This window comes from Bradyrhizobium prioriisuperbiae (assembly GCF_032397745.1).
In the GTDB taxonomy this organism is placed as follows: Bacteria; Pseudomonadota; Alphaproteobacteria; order Rhizobiales; family Xanthobacteraceae; genus Bradyrhizobium_A; species Bradyrhizobium_A prioriisuperbiae.
The window spans coordinates 1,412,384-1,426,579 of record NZ_CP135921.1 but is presented as its reverse complement, the minus strand read 5'-3'; the positions used below and the strand labels follow the sequence as shown (position 1 = coordinate 1,426,579).

Below are 14,196 nucleotides of genomic sequence, written 5' to 3'. Positions count from 1 at the left end.
ATATGTAAGCTCTACGCGCTTCGCCTACCCGAACGTTGCCCGCACCAGCCCACGGTAACGCGCCATTTGCAGCAACCCGCGCGCCAGCAGGAAGATCAGGAACGCGCCCCACAGTCCGGTATTGCCGAACGGCTGCAGCAGCCACCAGCTTGTGAAATAGATGGCCAGCGAGGCGATCATCAGGTTGCGCATGTCGCGCGACCAGGTGGCGCCGATATAGATGCCGTCAAAGCAGTACGCCATCACGCCGCAGACCGGTCCGAGCGCCGCCAGCCACAGGAAGGCGCGAGCGGTTTCGCGCACCTCGGGGCTCGTGGTGATGACATCGATCAGCGGCGCGCCGGCGACAGCGAACAAGAGTGTCGTGGCGGCGCCGAAGGCGAATCCCCAGATCACCACCAGCCGCACCGCCTGCATGAAACCGGTCTTGTCACGGGCGCCAATGCTGCGGCCGCAGAGCTGCTCGGCGGCGTTGGCCAGGCCATCGAGAAAGAACGAGCCGATCAGCAGGAAGTTGTTCAGCACGGCGTTGGCGGCGAGCGCGTTATCGCCGGCTCGGGCGCCTTGCGCGGTGAAAAAGAAGAATGCGGCGATCATGGCCGCGGTGCGGATCATGATGTCGCGGTTGATCGCCAGCATGCGCATGAGCTTGGCGCGGTCGAACAGGGCGTGGGTGGTGATGTCGAGGCGGCCTCCCAGCATCCGCCACGCCACCACCGCGCCGGCGGCGAAGCCCAGGCCCTCGGCGACAACGGCGGCGATCGCAGCACCAGCAATCCCGCTCTGCAGGCCCAGCACCAGCCAGGCGGTGGTCGCCATGTTGGCCACGTTGATGATGATCTGCAGCGCAAGCGCGATGCCGGTGCGGGCCTGTCCCACCAGCCAGCCCAGCAGCACATAATTGGCGAGCACGAACGGCGCCGACCACAGCCGGATCGCGAAATAGGATTGTGCCGCGCCGGTCACCGCCTCGCTGCCGCCGAGCAGGTTGAAGATCGCCGTCGACAGTGGCCGCTGCACGACCAGCAGGAGAAGGCCGACAAGCGCGGCGACCAGCACCGCCCGCACCAGAACGGCGCGCATCTCCAGGTGGTCGCCGGCGCCCTGCGCCTGTGCGGTGAGGGCCACCGTGCCCATCCGCAGGAAGCCGAACAGCCAGAACATGCAGTCGAACACCACCGACGCCATGGCGACGCCGCCGAGCAGAGTGGGCTCACCCAGCCGCCCGATGGCCGTGGTCGCGACAACGCCGAGGAACGGCGTGGTCAGGTTCGCAAGCATCGCCGGACCGGCGATGGCGAACACCCGCCCGGTGGTGACGGAACGCGAACGCGGTAGAGTCAAATCAGCGTGCCGGACGCGAGCCGAAGATCCGCGACAGCAGCCAGATCGGAATCACGATCACGGCGCCGAGCAGGAAATAGCGCCACAGCCAGTTCACGGCATCGAAGCCGAGATCCCAGATCCGCTCGAACAGCAGGCGAATGCTGCGCAAGATGTTCCAGGGGTCGAAGCCGATCGCGGCCAGCACCACGCCGACCAGGACCGAGAGCAGGACCAGGCGGAGCGCGACTGCCACCGGCGAGCCGCCGAGAAAGCGCGAGAATCCGTCTGCAACGGGCGGCTTCGCCTCGATCGGCTTGCGGTCGTCCATCGACATCGTCTCGTCTCCTGCCGGCCCCATGTTGGCCGGCTCATGAATGCGGGACAGGATAGCCCACATGTTGAGGCAAGTGGGTGGGGCAGGAACCTGCGTCAAGTCACCTGCTCACTGTGATTCCTGAATTTATCGTCATGAAGGCCGTCAGGTCTACTGCCTGCTGTCTGGCCTTGCATGCCATGGCCGGTTTACACTGCGGCGTCCACATTCAAGCGGCAATGCCGTCACGCCAAGAACAAGCTGGGATCCAATGGAAGCGTCTGACCAGGAAAAGAAAATTGCAGTGCTCGGGCTCGGCTCGATGGGTTACGGCATGGCGCTGTCGCTGCGCCGCAAGGGATTTGCCGTCGCGGGCTTCGACGTTCGCCCGGAGGTCGCCGAGCGTTTCGCGCGCGAGTCCGGTGGACAGGCCGCAGCGTCGGCGGGTGACGCGGCGAAAGACGCCGACATTGTGGTGGTCGTGGTCGTCAATGCCGACCAGACCGAGGCGGTGCTGTTCGGCCCGGACGGCATCGCCAGGACCATGCGCAAGGGGGCGGTCATCATGTCCTGCGCCACCATGGCGCCGGAGCGTGCCAGGGCGTTCGCGGCCTCCGCTACAACACACGGACTGGATTACGTCGATTCCCCGATCAGCGGCGGCGCGCAGCGCGCTGCCGAAGGCGCATTGACGGTGCTGGCCTCGGGAACGCCGGCGGCGATGGCAAAAGCCGAGCCCGCGCTGCAGGCGATGGCGGCGAATATCTACCGCCTCGGCGACGAGCCCGGCATCGGCGCTTCGTTCAAGATGGTCAACCAGCTGCTTGCCGGTGTGCACATCGCCGCCGCCTCCGAGGCGATCGTGTTCGCGAAACGGCTTGGGCTCGACATGCGCAAGGTCTATGAGGTGATCACCGCGTCAGCCGGCAATTCCTGGATGTTCGAAAATCGCGTGCCGCATGTGCTCGACGGCGACTATACGCCGCGCAGCGCGGTCGAGATCTTCACCAAGGATCTCGGCATCATCAACGACATGTCGCGCTCGGCGAAATTCCCGACCCCGGTGGCATCAGCCGCCCTGCAGATGTTCCTGATGACGGCGGCCTCCGGCATGGGCAAGGACGATGACGCTTCGGTGGCGCGGCTCTATGCCCAGGTCACCGGCCTGGAGCTGCCGGTCGCCAAAAAAACTTGAGAGCAATCCTGAGAACAACTTAAGTAACAAGAAGGACCGAAATCCCGATGCCGCGTTTCGCCGCCAATCTCACCATGATGTTCAACGAGTGGTCGTTTCTCGACCGGTTTGCTGCTGCCGCCGACGCCGGCTTCGACGCGGTCGAATTCCTGTTTCCCTACGAGTTTCCGCCGGATGTGATTGCCGACAAGCTTGCCAGCCACAAGTTGACCCCGGCGCTGTTCAACGGCCCGCCCGGCGATTGGGAGAAAGGCGAGCGTGGCTTCGCGGCGTTGCCGCAACGGCGTGCGGAGCTCGAAGCCTCCATCGACAAGGCGTTGATCTATGTGAAGGCCACCGGCGTCGGCCGCCTGCATGTGATGGCGGGCATCGCGCGAGCGGATGATCCCGCGGCCCAGGCCGCATTCGAAAGCGCCGTCCTGTTCGCGTCCGACCGCGTGCAGGACACCGGCATCGACATCGTGCTGGAACCGATCAACCCGCGCGACGTGCCCGGCTACTTCCTCAATAATTTCGACGTCGCCGCCAATCTGATCCGCAAGCTGGCGCGGCCGAACGTGAAACTGCAGTTCGACATCTATCACCGCCAGATCATTCATGGCGACGTCATCAAGGGGCTGGAAGCGATGATGCCGATCATTGGCCATATCCAGACCGCGTCGGTCCCCCTGCGCAACGAGCCCGGCACCGGCGAACTCGACGACGCGCGCGTCTTCGCCGAACTCGACCGTCTCGGCTACAACGGCTTTGTCGGTTGCGAATATCGCCCGGCCGGCAAGACGCTCGATGGGCTCGGCTGGTTTCGTTCAAGGAGCTGACCCATGCTGCTCGGATGTGTGGCCGACGACTTGACCGGCGCGACCGACCTCGCGCTGATGCTGACCCGCGAAGGATTGCGCACGGTGCAGTCCACCGGCCTGCCGCCGGCCGATCTCGACGTATCCGAGGTCGATGCGGTGGTGGTGGCGCTGAAGTCCCGCACCATCGCAGTGGCTGACGCGGTCAGCCAGTCGGTGGAGGCGGCCCGCGCGCTGCAGACACTCGGCGCGTTGCGGCTGTTCTTCAAATATTGCTCGACCTTCGATTCCACCGACGAGGGTAACATTGGCCCGGTGGCCGATGCGCTGCTGGATCTCACCGGGGGCGGTGTCACCATCGCCTGTCCGGCGTTTCCGAAAGCCGGCCGCACCATCTATGCCGGCTATCTGTTCGTCAACGGCGTGCCGCTGAACGAAAGCCCGATGAAGGATCATCCGCTGACGCCGATGCACGACGCCAATCTGGTGCGCGTACTGCAGCGGCAAACCCAGCGCAAAGTGGGCTTGATCCCGTTCGAGACCGTCGATGCCGGTCCTGAGGCCATCCGCAAGCTGCTGGAAAGCGGCGCCGCCAAGATGTTCATCGTCGATGCGATTGCCGACGGACATCTGCGCTCCATCGGTGCGGCGGTGGCGCACCTGCCGCTGATCACCGGCGGCTCCGGTGTGGCGATGGGATTGCCGGCGGCGTATCTGAAAGCAGGACTGATCGATCGGCTGACTCCGGCGCCGGAGCAGATGGCCGCGCCGCAGGGCCGCCAGGCCATCCTGGCCGGCTCCTGCTCGGCAGCGACCCGCGGCCAGGTGAAAACCGCGATTGAAGCCGGGCTGCCGAACCTGCGCATCGATCCGCTGGAGGTCGCGAGCGGCACTCAGACCGCCGGCCAGATCCTGCAATGGGTCGACCGGCAGCCAAAGGACAAGCCGTTCCTGATCTACTCCAGCGATGATCCCGACGCCGTGCGCCAGGTGCAGGAGCGGCTGGGCCGCGCCCAGGCCGGCACCATCGTGGAAGATCTGCTGGGCCACATCGCGGCGGCGCTGCCGGCGCGGGGCTTCACCCGGATGATCGTCGCCGGGGGCGAGACTTCCGGTGCGGTGGTGCAGGCGCTCGGCGCCGGTGTGCTGACCATCGGCCCGGAAATCGATCCCGGCGTGCCCTGGACGCGCAGCCGCTCCGGTGTCGACATGGCGCTGGCGCTCAAATCAGGTAACTTCGGCGCCAGCGATTTCTTCCTCAAGGCGTGGGATCGACTCGCGTGAGTGACAGTGCCATCCGCGAACAGATCTGCCGGTGCGGCGCCTCGCTGTTCCGGCGTGGCCTGACCTTCGGCTCCACCGGCAACATCTCGGTGCGGCTGCCGGACGGCGGCTTCCTGATGACGCCGACCAATGCCTCGCTCGGCGAGCTCGATCCGGCGAAGCTGTCGCGGCTCGATGCCAAGGGCAACTTGCTCAGCGGCGACAAACCGACCAAGGAAGCCTTCCTGCACCGGGTGATGTACGGCCAGCGCGACGGTGCCAATGCGGTGGTGCACCTGCACTCTACCCATTCGGTCGCGGTGTCCTGCCTGCACGGCATCGACCATCACGACTGTCTGCCGCCGCTGACCGCCTACTACGTCATGCGCGTCGGCCGCCTGCCGCTGGTGCCGTATTATCCGCCGGGCGACGAGAGCCTGGCGCTTGCGGTGGAAAAACTCGCCGGCGATCATCACGCCGTGCTGCTGTCCAACCACGGCCCCGTCGTTGCCGGCACCAGCCTCGACAATGCGATGTACGCGACCGAGGAGCTGGAGGAAACCGCGAAGTTGTTCCTGCTGCTGCGCGGCGAGAAAACGCGGCCGCTGACGGCGGAGCAGGTGGAGGAGTTGCGAAAGGCGCACGGGCTATGGTGAAGCCAACCCTCATGGTGTGGATCGCGGAACGCGTGTCTCGAACCATGGGGCCGATCAGCCGCAGCGTCATGAGCCCCCGGGGAGCGGGTCTGATGTCAGGTGAGACTTCAACGGCGAGATGGCTGCAACAGTTGCCGCTGCGCTGGGCCGGCGGCGGATTGATTCTGGGCGTGGCCTGGCTGCTGCTGTCGAGTGCGCTGGGCAGCTTCCAAGGCCCCGAAGGCGGCCTGACCGCGGCATTCTTTCGCGTCGGCCTTATCGTGCTTTTGCCGCTGATGGTTCTCGGACTGATCTGGGGATATTCGGAGCGTCTCACGATCGCCCAGAGCATCGGTCAGGGACGCGACATCCTGGCCTCCGTGATCCGCGGGACCATGAGGCGGCAGCTTGGCAAGGCCGCGCTGTGCGGCCTGGTTTTCGGGCTCTATGTTCGCGTGATCTTTCTGCTCGGCGGCGGGGCCGCGTTTGAAAATGTCGGGGACGAGCTCGTTCGTGCTCTTGCCTCGATGATCCTCGCCCTCCCGGTGGGCTTTGCCGTTGGTCACTTTTTCAGGCGAGATCTGCAACGCAGATTTGGTGATGTCGTGCCGTCCTGACGCAAAGGATTGCGTGGATATCGGTTACGGCCTGACCTTGAGCCGGCCCTGGATAATCCTGCAGCTTCGGCGAAAGTGCCGCGCGGCGATGCTCAGGCCGATCAGCTTGCCGATCAGCGTGCTGAGAATCAGGCCGGCCAGAAACAGCCCGCCGTTCAACAGCAGCGTCCGGATGTCGGTCCCGTTTCCGGGTGGCACCTGCAGCGCTGTGATCACCACATAGAGCACGGTCACGGACGTGAAGACGCCGAGGCCGATCAGGGCGGCGGTGCAGCCGCATTGCCCGGCGAGGTCGTCGAGGTGGCGGCTCCAGGCGACGTTGTCGTCGTCGGCCAGTTGCGGGAGGCGCAGCAGGATCGGCGGTTTGCGGAACGGATGACGCAGGCTCTCCGGGCGCATCAGCGCCAGCAGTTCGGCTTCGGTGCGGATGAGCAGCGGCATCGGGGCTCCACGCGGCGTTGGTTCAGCCGCGTGCCGTCATTTGATCGGTGCGGGTGCGATCGGGCAATCATCCGCGGCGGTACTGTCGGCGTCCGCCGCGGTGAAGCCGGGCGGTGTCGCGAATTGTCCCGTGCGATTGATGCTGGTGGTGTAGAACAGCTCGTTATTGCCGATGTCCGGATCGGTGATCCAGTTGCCCTGCACCGTGACGATGGTACCGGGCGCGATCGACTTCCAGGCGTCGCCCACGGGATCGTCGTTGGCCGCGGCCGCGATGCCCTCGCCGATCCATCCGCCGATCATCGCACCGACGATGGCCACGACGGCTGCGACAATGGCCGCCACGATCAGCACGACCAGCAGGCAGAGCAGATAGAATGGGCCCGAGGCCGCGCAGCCGATGGCGGCGCCGAGCGCTGCGGCCGCGAAGTAGCCGAGGAAGGCGCCGGCGATCGCGCCGGCCGTGACGCCCACCAGTGATCCAATCTTGGCGCCGCAGGCGGTCTTGCTCTTGATCACGCAGGGCAGCATCGGCGCGCCCAGGCCGTTGCAATAGACCCAGAAAGCATTGGTGTTGACGAAAGACAGATAGATGGTCTTCACCACCACGTTGAACAGGCCCGCCGGTCCCATGGCATAGGGCGCCAGCACGGCGATCGCCGTGTCGCTTGTGTCGGTGGAGTCCTGCACGATGCCGGAGAGGCAAATCGCCTGGCCCTTGGTCGGCGAGATGATGCAGCCGTCGGCCTGGAAGGCGAAATAGATCACCAGTGCGAGAATGGCGGCTGCGCCGGCCGCGCCCGCGGTGAAGACATAGGCGCCAGCCACGGCGGAGGCGCCATACAATGCGACACCGGCGGCATATCCGGCACCAACGCCGGTGACACCCGTGCCGACTGCGGCGAAGCCAGGCCAGCTGAAGGGACTCGGGACCGAGCCGGGTTGTTGCGCGCCACAGGGAGGGGGGCTCATCGTGATCCTCCAAAGTTGAGAACGCGTCCGTCCCTGCAAACGATGCGGCAGACCAGCCAGCCGATCAGCGCACCGAGCACGAGACAAACAAGGAAGGCGAGCAGCGGGTGAGGCAGATGGTAGGCGAGCGGACCGAGCAGGAGTCCGATCAGCACGGCGATCAGCAACGCCAGGAAAAACACCGGCACGATCGGCAGTCGTGCCAGCAGGCAGGCGAAGGCGGCCGCGATGAAATCCGCCACCAGCGCCACGATGATGCCGTCGAGCGCCAGTTGTGCCCAGCTTGGCGGCTGCGGCGGCGAGCAGCAGACCACCCCATGCAGCATCCCCAGCAGCAGGCCGACGAAGGCGCCGGCGATCAATCCGAACCAGAAGCAGAGTTTCGTGCTCATGGTGACCTCACGCGTCGAACAGGATGGCGATGGTGATTCCGCCGAGATAGGCGCCGCCGATGGTGGCAAGGACGTCCACATTGGCGCTGATCAGCGTGCCGGGCGGCGAGGCAGGAACCGAAGCGGGCACGTCGATCGAGACCATCACGTTCTGCTGCGCGCCGGGCCCCAGCGTCAGCGTGGCAGGAACGACCGTAACCCATGGCGCGACCGGCGCGGGGCCTGCCGTCAGATGGATAGTCTGTGTGCTGCCGGTCGGATTTCGAACCGGCACGACAAATGTCTTGGAGCGTCCCGTGCTGGTCTGAAACGCATCGAGCGTCTGTTCACCCTGGTTGTTGTTCGGATTGCTGTCGTAGGGATGAATCACGCTGACAAAGAAGCCGAACACCCGCGCCGCCTTGAGCGCAGGGGGCAGCGGCCATGACAGCGTTTGGGCGCTCCCGGAGAAACCGTTGCGGGCAAGATCGACAAACGACGTGGCAATCGGGTTGCGCGGCAAACCGATGCCGAAGGCGGACCAACTGATGTCGACGCGGGTCTGGTTGGCCGAAGCTTCAGCCGACAGATTGCGAATCGTTGCCGCGAGTGTTTCGATCGGCGAGAGCGGCCACAGATGAACGGTGTCGATGTCGGGATTGTTGAAGGTGGGCGCAACGCCCGACAGGAACGACAATTTCTGGTCGTAGATCGACGGATCGGGATCGTGCACGATCTCCTTGGGGACGCCGATGCAACAGTCTTTTCGAGGGTTGGGCCGCAACGACTCGCACAACGGCTTCGTGGCCTTCGGCGGCGCTGCCGCCGCGAATGTGGTGTCCATGATCGCCTCTCACGACTTGAGCGTAAAACCGCTGGTCTGTCCCGAGGGACCGGCGTCGATGTCTAAATATGCAAAACCAATATGCTGGAGTCTCTACGCTGGTCCAAGCGAGAGCAATGTGATGTCAATCACAGTCGGCGAACAAAATCAGCCGTTGTCGACGAGCATCGCTTTCGGTCGTCGTTGACCGTCACGGGATGTGAATCGAGGTCGGTTATTCGGCGGTCTCGCCCTTGATGGCCCGCTCGATCGCTTCGATCAGGGTCTGCAGTTCAAGGAATTTGTTTCGCGAGCGTTCGGCGTTGTCGCGATTGACCGGCGCGGCAAGCACCTTTGCAAACGCGTCCCGATCTTCGATCATGCGCGCCCGCGCTTTTTTCAGGGTTTCGATGCGCTCGCTCATATCAAGCCTCATGTCTTCGATGGTCAAACGCGAGCGATGCCCTGGTAAAAGGGGCGCCGTGCTGACAGTCCACATGCCAGAGAGAAGTTAACGAAGCCGCAGGACCTGCAATCCGCATGTCGCCGCCAAGGATGGACCAATTCAAGCAAACTTCATCGCGCTTTAAACGTCGGTCACGGTTTCCGGGCTGACATCGTCCACGGTGCTTTCATTCTTCAGCATCCGCTCCAGCGTCTCCAGCCGGTCCGCGTCGCGCGGCGACTCGTCCCTGCGCAGGCGGTTGATGCGAGGGAAGCGCAGGGCGACGCCGGATTTGTGCCGGGTCGAGCGCGAGCGGCGCTTCGAACACAGTGGTCAGCGAGCCCGGGTCGCTCAGCAACGTTGCACAGACACGACTATTGTGAGCTTCACGGCTGTCATGGTTAGTCGCAGAGGCATGCCCCCTGTCATCGATGAGCATATGCAGCCTGCTCGCGAGGGGACCTCGCGAGCGTCTGACTGCTTGGTTCCCGCAGTCAGCCGTTATCGCAAAACGTGTCGTGCCGCTCCGGCGTGGTGGAGGCTTTCGAGATTCGCGGCCAAGGGCGACGCGCCCGTGCAGTGCAGGTGCGCTCAAGCCAACGGATATCGCTCTACGAGAAATTTTAGTCTGGTTAAAGTTTTTCTGGGAGGGAAGGGAGCGGGTCGGCGTTGCCGAATCTCGTAAAATAAAGACATAAATGCCCGTTTTTTGGCCGATTGTGCCGCTGATTTCGGCAGTCGTTCTATTGAATACCATTAAAAAATCGCTCATAAAAAAACAGCGGTGCTGAGAAAGACGTTATGCCGAACCGGCGCGGCACTCATTTCGATGATTCTGTAGAGGAGCAACTGAAGTGGGTCGGAGCAAGCCAGCCAGTCCAAATGTAAGCAGGCGTGATTTCGTTGCCGGTGCGGGCACACTATCCATCACGCTCGGTCTTGGCGGCCGTGCCACTGCTCAAGGCGGCGGCTTTGTCTCGACCGTGTTCGGCGGCGTTTGGGAACGCGAATACCGCAAGAATATCGTCGAACCGTTTGAGAAAGAAACCGGCATCAAGGTTCTGCTCAAGCTTGGTTTGTCTGGCGAGTGGTTGACCAATTCCGTCGTTAACCGTCGCTCCCCCGAAATTGACCTTCTCCTGCTGCCCTATCCAGACAACGTAAAGGCGACGATCGAAGGTTTGGGATTGCCGCTAACCGTTGCGGATATTCCGAACATCAAGGACGTCGATCCTGTCTGGTACGACCAGTTCGAGAAGACGGGTGTCGGTCTCGACTATGTCGGTTATGGCATTGCATATCGGGAAGACTTGGTCCCGATTGCGCCTAAGGGTTGGAGGGATATTTGGAATCCCGCGTACAAGGGCAAGCTGATTATTCCTGAAATCGGGCAGTGGGGCTCGTGGGAAATGCTGGTTGTCACGGCGCGCCTAAATGGCGGAAGCGAAGACAACATGATGCCCGCGTTCAATGCCTTGCGGCAGCTCAAACCCAATATCAAACAGTTCTTCAGGAGCGGCGTCGATATCACCAATCTCCTTGGATCCGGCGAGGCTTGGGTCTGCGCCATGACGACCAACATTCCCGCCTACGGTCTGATCGATTCGGGCAAGCCGGTGAAGTTCATCTATCCCGCCGAAGGCGCCATGGTCGGTCTTGTGTCCTATCACATCGCCAAGGCGTCGAAAAATGCCGAGCTCTGCAAGAAGTTCATCAACTTTGCGCTGAGCAAGACATCGCAGGAAGCATTTTGCAATGGCGTGATCGCTGGTCCCACCAACGTCAATGCGAAGATGAATGAACGCACGAGTCAACGCATTCCAGCGCGTGAAAATCTCCAGCTGTTCAGCTGGGCCAAAATCATCCCGCAAATGAGTGCACTTGCCGACCACTGGAACCAGGAGGTCGCGTTCTAGTGCCGCCGATCTGAAGTTCCTGCACCACTTGCCGCAAACTCGACCCAGGAACTTCAGCTCGAAAAGCGGCACTCAAATCATAGATTGCTAGTGCCCCTGATGCATCCGAAGTTCGTGTCGGAGAATGCTGCGATGTATCACGAACTTCGGATGCGGGGCACTAGATCGGTGGCCCCGTACGCTTGACTGCTATGCCTGAACAAAGAGGTTCAATGGCTGTCGACTCCCTCTTTGAAACCGGAAGGTCTGAGTTGGCGCTTGTCATTCTTCCGACGAGCGCGGCAGATGATGCCGCCGCGGAGGCGGCCCGTTCGGCGGGCTGTCTGATCATAGAAGTCGAGCATGTCGATAATGATGCCGGTCCTTGGTGCGGAAAGAATCTTCCCGGGACGGTCCAAGGATGCGGTCACTGGGCCGGTCAGACGCCGCGACATGTACGAATTCGCAGCGACAGGGATGGGGTCTATTTTGTTGCCGTCGCTGACTTGCTGCTTCGCTCGAGCAGAGTTCGAAGCTTGATGTTCGCCGGTTCGATGCCTGAGGCATTCGCCGGGAACATCAGCCTGTTCGCCGCGCGTCACGGTTATCAAGTCTTGGAGTTCGGGGTGGCAAAGCTTGCCGCTTGCGGGCGCAGCCACGCGACCGAGCCGTTGCTCTCGTTGGACCAGCGAGTGGCGCCGGGCCTCGCGGCGCTGGTTCTGATTGATGTGCAGAATGATTTCTGTGCTCCCGAGGGGGCGACGGGGCGTTCGGGCCAACCGATGGTCATGATTGATGCCGCGGTCGCCCGGATCAAGATTCTGTTGGCTGCCGCACGCGAGGCGGGACTCTTCATTGTTCATGTTCGTGCGGAATACGGCGAGTTGTTTCGTAGCGTCGGCTCGCCGTATCGCTTTCCCTTGTCCGGCGGCCGCGAACCCGCGGTTTGGACTGCTTCGGCAGCAGATCTCTCGCACGGTGCGCGTGTGCCGAAAGGTCCAGCCGAAATTTGCCTGCCGGGAAGTTGGGGAGGCGAGTTCGTCGCAGGCATCGAGCCGCGGTCGGGCGAGGCGATCGTGACGAAGCACAGATTCAGCGCCTTCATCGATACGGGCCTCGATTCCCTGCTGCGCGCCAACGGCATTCGCAGCGTCATTCTCGCAGGCGTCACGACAAACTGCTGCGTAGAGAGCACGGCGCGCGATGCGGCGATGTCAGACTATCACGTTGTTGTGGCGAGCGACTGCGTCGCCGTGAAGGATCATCTCAGGGATCTGCACGATGCCAGCCTTGAATCTCTTGGGCTCTATTTCGGCCTGGTACGGCCGTCGTCGGATATCGTTGCGGCTTGGGTGGAGCCGGCGGTGGCCGCAAAGGGAACGTGATGTCCAGTGCTGACGCCATGCCCCTGACTGCCGATGTTGGCGGAGGTGCGCCCCGAAGCCGATGGCTCCCCGGTGGGTACGCGCTGCTGCTGGTGCCGGCCTGTGTTGTCGTCGGTGCTTGTCTTGTGGTGCCGTTGAGCTATGTGCTGGCTCTCGGTTTCAACCCGCCACGACCGGGTACGGTCGAGCTGAGCGACAATCTGACCGTTGCAAACTACCTGCGTTTTCTGACGACGCCGTTCTATTGGCGTGTTGTCGGAAAGACAATTTATCTCTCGACCGTGACCACGGCGCTATGCGCGATTCTTGGGATCGTCCTGGCGTGTTCCATTTGGCGCACAAAGCCAAGCCGTCGCGGCATCTTGTTGATCATCGTTCTGTCCCCCCTGCTGGTCAGCATTGTCACGCGTACATTCGGCTGGATGGTTGTGCTCGGCGACAATGGGCTGATCAATTCGCTGCTGATGGGGCTTGGATTGATCCGATCACCGTATCCGCTGATGTTTAACGATGGTGCGGTGATCGTGGGGCTGCTTCACGTCTTCCTCCCCCTGATGGTCATTCCCGTTCTTGCGTCGCTTGAGCGTATCGACCCTTCGGTGCCTCAGGCCGCCAGCACTCTTGGTGCGGGTCAACTGACCATCGCACTGCGCATTGTCTTGCCACTGGCAAGCCCGGGCCTCGTCGCCGGCATCACCATCGTGTTCAGCTTGTCGATGTCATCCTATGTGACGCCGGCCCTGATGGGGGGGCCGGATTCCGGGATGATCACCACCCTGATCTATCAGCAGTTTGTCGTCACGTTCAACTGGCAGTTCGGCTCGGTTCTGGTGGCGATGCTGCTCGCAACCTCGATGACCTTGGTGGGCCTGATGTTCTATGAGTTCGGTCGCAGGACGCGCACATGGATAATACGACGATGGTAGCTGCGGTTCAGAGGCATGTCTTCAATGCGCTGGCTTGGACGCTATATGGCTTCCTGCTTGCGCCGTTGGTTTGTATCGCCATTGTTTCGTTCAATTACGAGCCGGTTCAGAGCTTTCCGCCCACTACCTGGTCATTCCGATGGTATGCTTCCGCGCTTCAGAATGCGGCATTCGTGAATGCCGCGACGGCAAGTGGGATTCTTGCGTTGTGTGCGACTCTGGTGGCGACGCCACTTGGCGTGATGGCTGCCATGGGCTTATGGAGAAGCCAGTGGCGCGGCAAGCCGTTTCTCGAAGCCTTCTTCATCTCGCCGATTATCGTGCCTGGGCTCGTCACCGGCATTTCATTGCTGGTTGCGCTCGCTGCCATTGATGTAAGAGAGGCTACGATCCGCCTGTTGATCGGGCACGTGCTTATTGTCATGCCCTATGTGGTCCGCACCACAATGGCGAGTCTGTCGCAACTCGATCCTTCGCTCCAGGAGGCCGCCGAGACACTGGGCGCAAGTTCGTGGAAGGCGTTCTTTCTCATCATTCTGCCCCTGATCAGGCCGGGCGTTGTGGCAGGGATGGTATTCGGCTTCATCCTGTCGTTCGACGATGTGAACGTATCGCTGTTTCTGGTTGACGCGCGAACGGTGACGCTGCCGATCTCGATCATGTCCTATTTGCAATACAGCTTCGACCCATCCGTTGCAGCAATCTCCACCATGCTGATCGCACTTACCTTCGCCGCGACCGTCATTCTCGAGCGATGGTTCGGCCTCAAACGACTCTTTGCAGGACATTGAG

The 14,196-nt window shown here is 62.5% G+C and carries 16 protein-coding genes; 9 read left to right on the top strand and 7 right to left on the bottom strand.

Features of this window, described 5'->3' with window-relative positions:
- Positions 1 to 24: 24 nt before the first annotated feature.
- A complete protein-coding gene (locus RS897_RS06665) occupies positions 25 to 1,281 on the bottom strand; it encodes an MATE family efflux transporter (protein ID WP_315838542.1) in 1,257 nt (418 codons plus the stop codon).
- Positions 1,282 to 1,345: 64 nt separating this feature from the next.
- Positions 1,346 to 1,660 carry a DUF6460 domain-containing protein gene (locus RS897_RS06660; RefSeq protein ID WP_315835796.1) on the bottom strand — a complete coding sequence of 105 codons (315 nt, stop codon included), beginning with the start codon at positions 1,658 to 1,660 and terminating at the stop codon, positions 1,346 to 1,348.
- A gap of 250 nt (positions 1,661 to 1,910) precedes the next feature.
- On the opposite strand from RS897_RS06660, the gene ltnD reads away from it, so the two are divergent.
- The 5 genes from ltnD (at position 1,911) to RS897_RS06635 (ending at position 6,146) form a co-directional block, all read left to right on the top strand.
- Positions 1,911 to 2,834, top strand: coding sequence for an L-threonate dehydrogenase (gene ltnD, locus RS897_RS06655; protein WP_315835795.1), 924 nt, complete (start codon positions 1,911 to 1,913; stop codon positions 2,832 to 2,834).
- Positions 2,835 to 2,881: 47 nt separating this feature from the next.
- A complete protein-coding gene (gene otnI / locus RS897_RS06650) occupies positions 2,882 to 3,652 on the top strand; it encodes a 2-oxo-tetronate isomerase (RefSeq protein ID WP_315835794.1) in 771 nt (256 codons plus the stop codon).
- Between the two features lie 3 nt (positions 3,653 to 3,655).
- Entirely contained in the window at positions 3,656 to 4,915 is a 1,260-nt protein-coding gene (gene otnK / locus RS897_RS06645; protein WP_315835793.1) for a 3-oxo-tetronate kinase, read from the top strand.
- Entirely contained in the window at positions 4,912 to 5,550 is a 639-nt protein-coding gene (otnC, locus tag RS897_RS06640; protein ID WP_315835792.1) for a 3-oxo-tetronate 4-phosphate decarboxylase, read from the top strand. The genes otnK and otnC overlap by 4 nt, the downstream gene beginning before the upstream one ends.
- A gap of 170 nt (positions 5,551 to 5,720) precedes the next feature.
- Positions 5,721 to 6,146 (top strand): hypothetical protein, encoded by a 426-nt coding sequence (locus RS897_RS06635; RefSeq protein ID WP_315835791.1) that lies wholly within the window; start codon positions 5,721 to 5,723, stop codon positions 6,144 to 6,146.
- Between the two features lie 24 nt (positions 6,147 to 6,170).
- On the opposite strand, the gene RS897_RS06630 is transcribed toward RS897_RS06635, so the two are convergent.
- The 5 genes from RS897_RS06630 to RS897_RS06610 form a co-directional block, all read right to left on the bottom strand.
- Positions 6,171 to 6,587, bottom strand: a complete 417-nt coding sequence (locus tag RS897_RS06630) for a hypothetical protein (protein ID WP_315835790.1) — start codon at positions 6,585 to 6,587, stop codon at positions 6,171 to 6,173.
- 36 nt (positions 6,588 to 6,623) lie between these two features.
- On the bottom strand, positions 6,624 to 7,559 hold the full coding sequence (locus RS897_RS06625; protein WP_315835789.1) for a hypothetical protein: 936 nt from the start codon (positions 7,557 to 7,559) through the stop codon (positions 6,624 to 6,626).
- On the bottom strand, positions 7,556 to 7,951 hold the full coding sequence (locus RS897_RS06620) for a hypothetical protein (RefSeq protein ID WP_315835788.1): 396 nt from the start codon (positions 7,949 to 7,951) through the stop codon (positions 7,556 to 7,558). The genes RS897_RS06625 and RS897_RS06620 overlap by 4 nt, the downstream gene beginning before the upstream one ends.
- A gap of 7 nt (positions 7,952 to 7,958) precedes the next feature.
- Positions 7,959 to 8,774, bottom strand: coding sequence for a hypothetical protein (locus RS897_RS06615; protein ID WP_315835787.1), 816 nt, complete (start codon positions 8,772 to 8,774; stop codon positions 7,959 to 7,961).
- A gap of 214 nt (positions 8,775 to 8,988) precedes the next feature.
- Positions 8,989 to 9,177 carry a hypothetical protein gene (locus RS897_RS06610; RefSeq protein ID WP_315835786.1) on the bottom strand — a complete coding sequence of 63 codons (189 nt, stop codon included), beginning with the start codon at positions 9,175 to 9,177 and terminating at the stop codon, positions 8,989 to 8,991.
- A gap of 875 nt (positions 9,178 to 10,052) precedes the next feature.
- On the opposite strand from RS897_RS06610, the gene RS897_RS06605 reads away from it, so the two are divergent.
- From RS897_RS06605 to RS897_RS06590, 4 genes are all read left to right on the top strand, one after another.
- Complete coding sequence (locus RS897_RS06605) at positions 10,053 to 11,114, top strand: ABC transporter substrate-binding protein (RefSeq protein WP_315835785.1); 1,062 nt, start codon at positions 10,053 to 10,055, stop codon at positions 11,112 to 11,114.
- A gap of 212 nt (positions 11,115 to 11,326) precedes the next feature.
- Complete coding sequence (locus tag RS897_RS06600) at positions 11,327 to 12,478, top strand: cysteine hydrolase family protein (RefSeq protein WP_315835784.1); 1,152 nt, start codon at positions 11,327 to 11,329, stop codon at positions 12,476 to 12,478.
- The gene (locus RS897_RS06595; RefSeq protein ID WP_315835783.1) at positions 12,478 to 13,404 is read left to right on the top strand and encodes an ABC transporter permease; all 927 of its coding nucleotides are present in this window, start codon (positions 12,478 to 12,480) and stop codon (positions 13,402 to 13,404) included. The genes RS897_RS06600 and RS897_RS06595 overlap by 1 nt, the downstream gene beginning before the upstream one ends.
- Complete coding sequence (locus RS897_RS06590) at positions 13,383 to 14,195, top strand: ABC transporter permease (protein ID WP_315835782.1); 813 nt, start codon at positions 13,383 to 13,385, stop codon at positions 14,193 to 14,195. Before RS897_RS06595 ends, RS897_RS06590 begins: the two co-directional genes overlap by 22 nt.
- The last annotated feature ends 1 nt before the right edge of the window (position 14,196 follow it).

Excerpts from the sequence above, each read along its gene's own strand:
- RS897_RS06600 (WP_315835784.1), top strand. The coding sequence starts at position 11,327 with ATGGCTGTCGACTCCCTCTTTGAAACCGGAAGGTCTGAGTTGGCGCTT.
- RS897_RS06620 (WP_315835788.1), bottom strand. The coding sequence starts at position 7,951 with ATGAGCACGAAACTCTGCTTCTGGTTCGGATTGATCGCCGGCGCCTTC.
- RS897_RS06665 (WP_315838542.1), bottom strand. The coding sequence starts at position 1,281 with ATGCTTGCGAACCTGACCACGCCGTTCCTCGGCGTTGTCGCGACCACG.
- RS897_RS06595 (WP_315835783.1), top strand. The coding sequence starts at position 12,478 with ATGTCCAGTGCTGACGCCATGCCCCTGACTGCCGATGTTGGCGGAGGT.
- RS897_RS06615 (WP_315835787.1), bottom strand. The coding sequence starts at position 8,774 with ATGGACACCACATTCGCGGCGGCAGCGCCGCCGAAGGCCACGAAGCCG.
- ltnD (WP_315835795.1), top strand. The coding sequence starts at position 1,911 with ATGGAAGCGTCTGACCAGGAAAAGAAAATTGCAGTGCTCGGGCTCGGC.
- RS897_RS06590 (WP_315835782.1), top strand. The coding sequence starts at position 13,383 with ATGGATAATACGACGATGGTAGCTGCGGTTCAGAGGCATGTCTTCAAT.
- RS897_RS06660 (WP_315835796.1), bottom strand. The coding sequence starts at position 1,660 with ATGTCGATGGACGACCGCAAGCCGATCGAGGCGAAGCCGCCCGTTGCA.
- RS897_RS06610 (WP_315835786.1), bottom strand. The coding sequence starts at position 9,177 with ATGAGCGAGCGCATCGAAACCCTGAAAAAAGCGCGGGCGCGCATGATC.
- otnI (WP_315835794.1), top strand. The coding sequence starts at position 2,882 with ATGCCGCGTTTCGCCGCCAATCTCACCATGATGTTCAACGAGTGGTCG.
- otnK (WP_315835793.1), top strand. The coding sequence starts at position 3,656 with ATGCTGCTCGGATGTGTGGCCGACGACTTGACCGGCGCGACCGACCTC.
- RS897_RS06630 (WP_315835790.1), bottom strand. The coding sequence starts at position 6,587 with ATGCCGCTGCTCATCCGCACCGAAGCCGAACTGCTGGCGCTGATGCGC.
- RS897_RS06625 (WP_315835789.1), bottom strand. The coding sequence starts at position 7,559 with ATGAGCCCCCCTCCCTGTGGCGCGCAACAACCCGGCTCGGTCCCGAGT.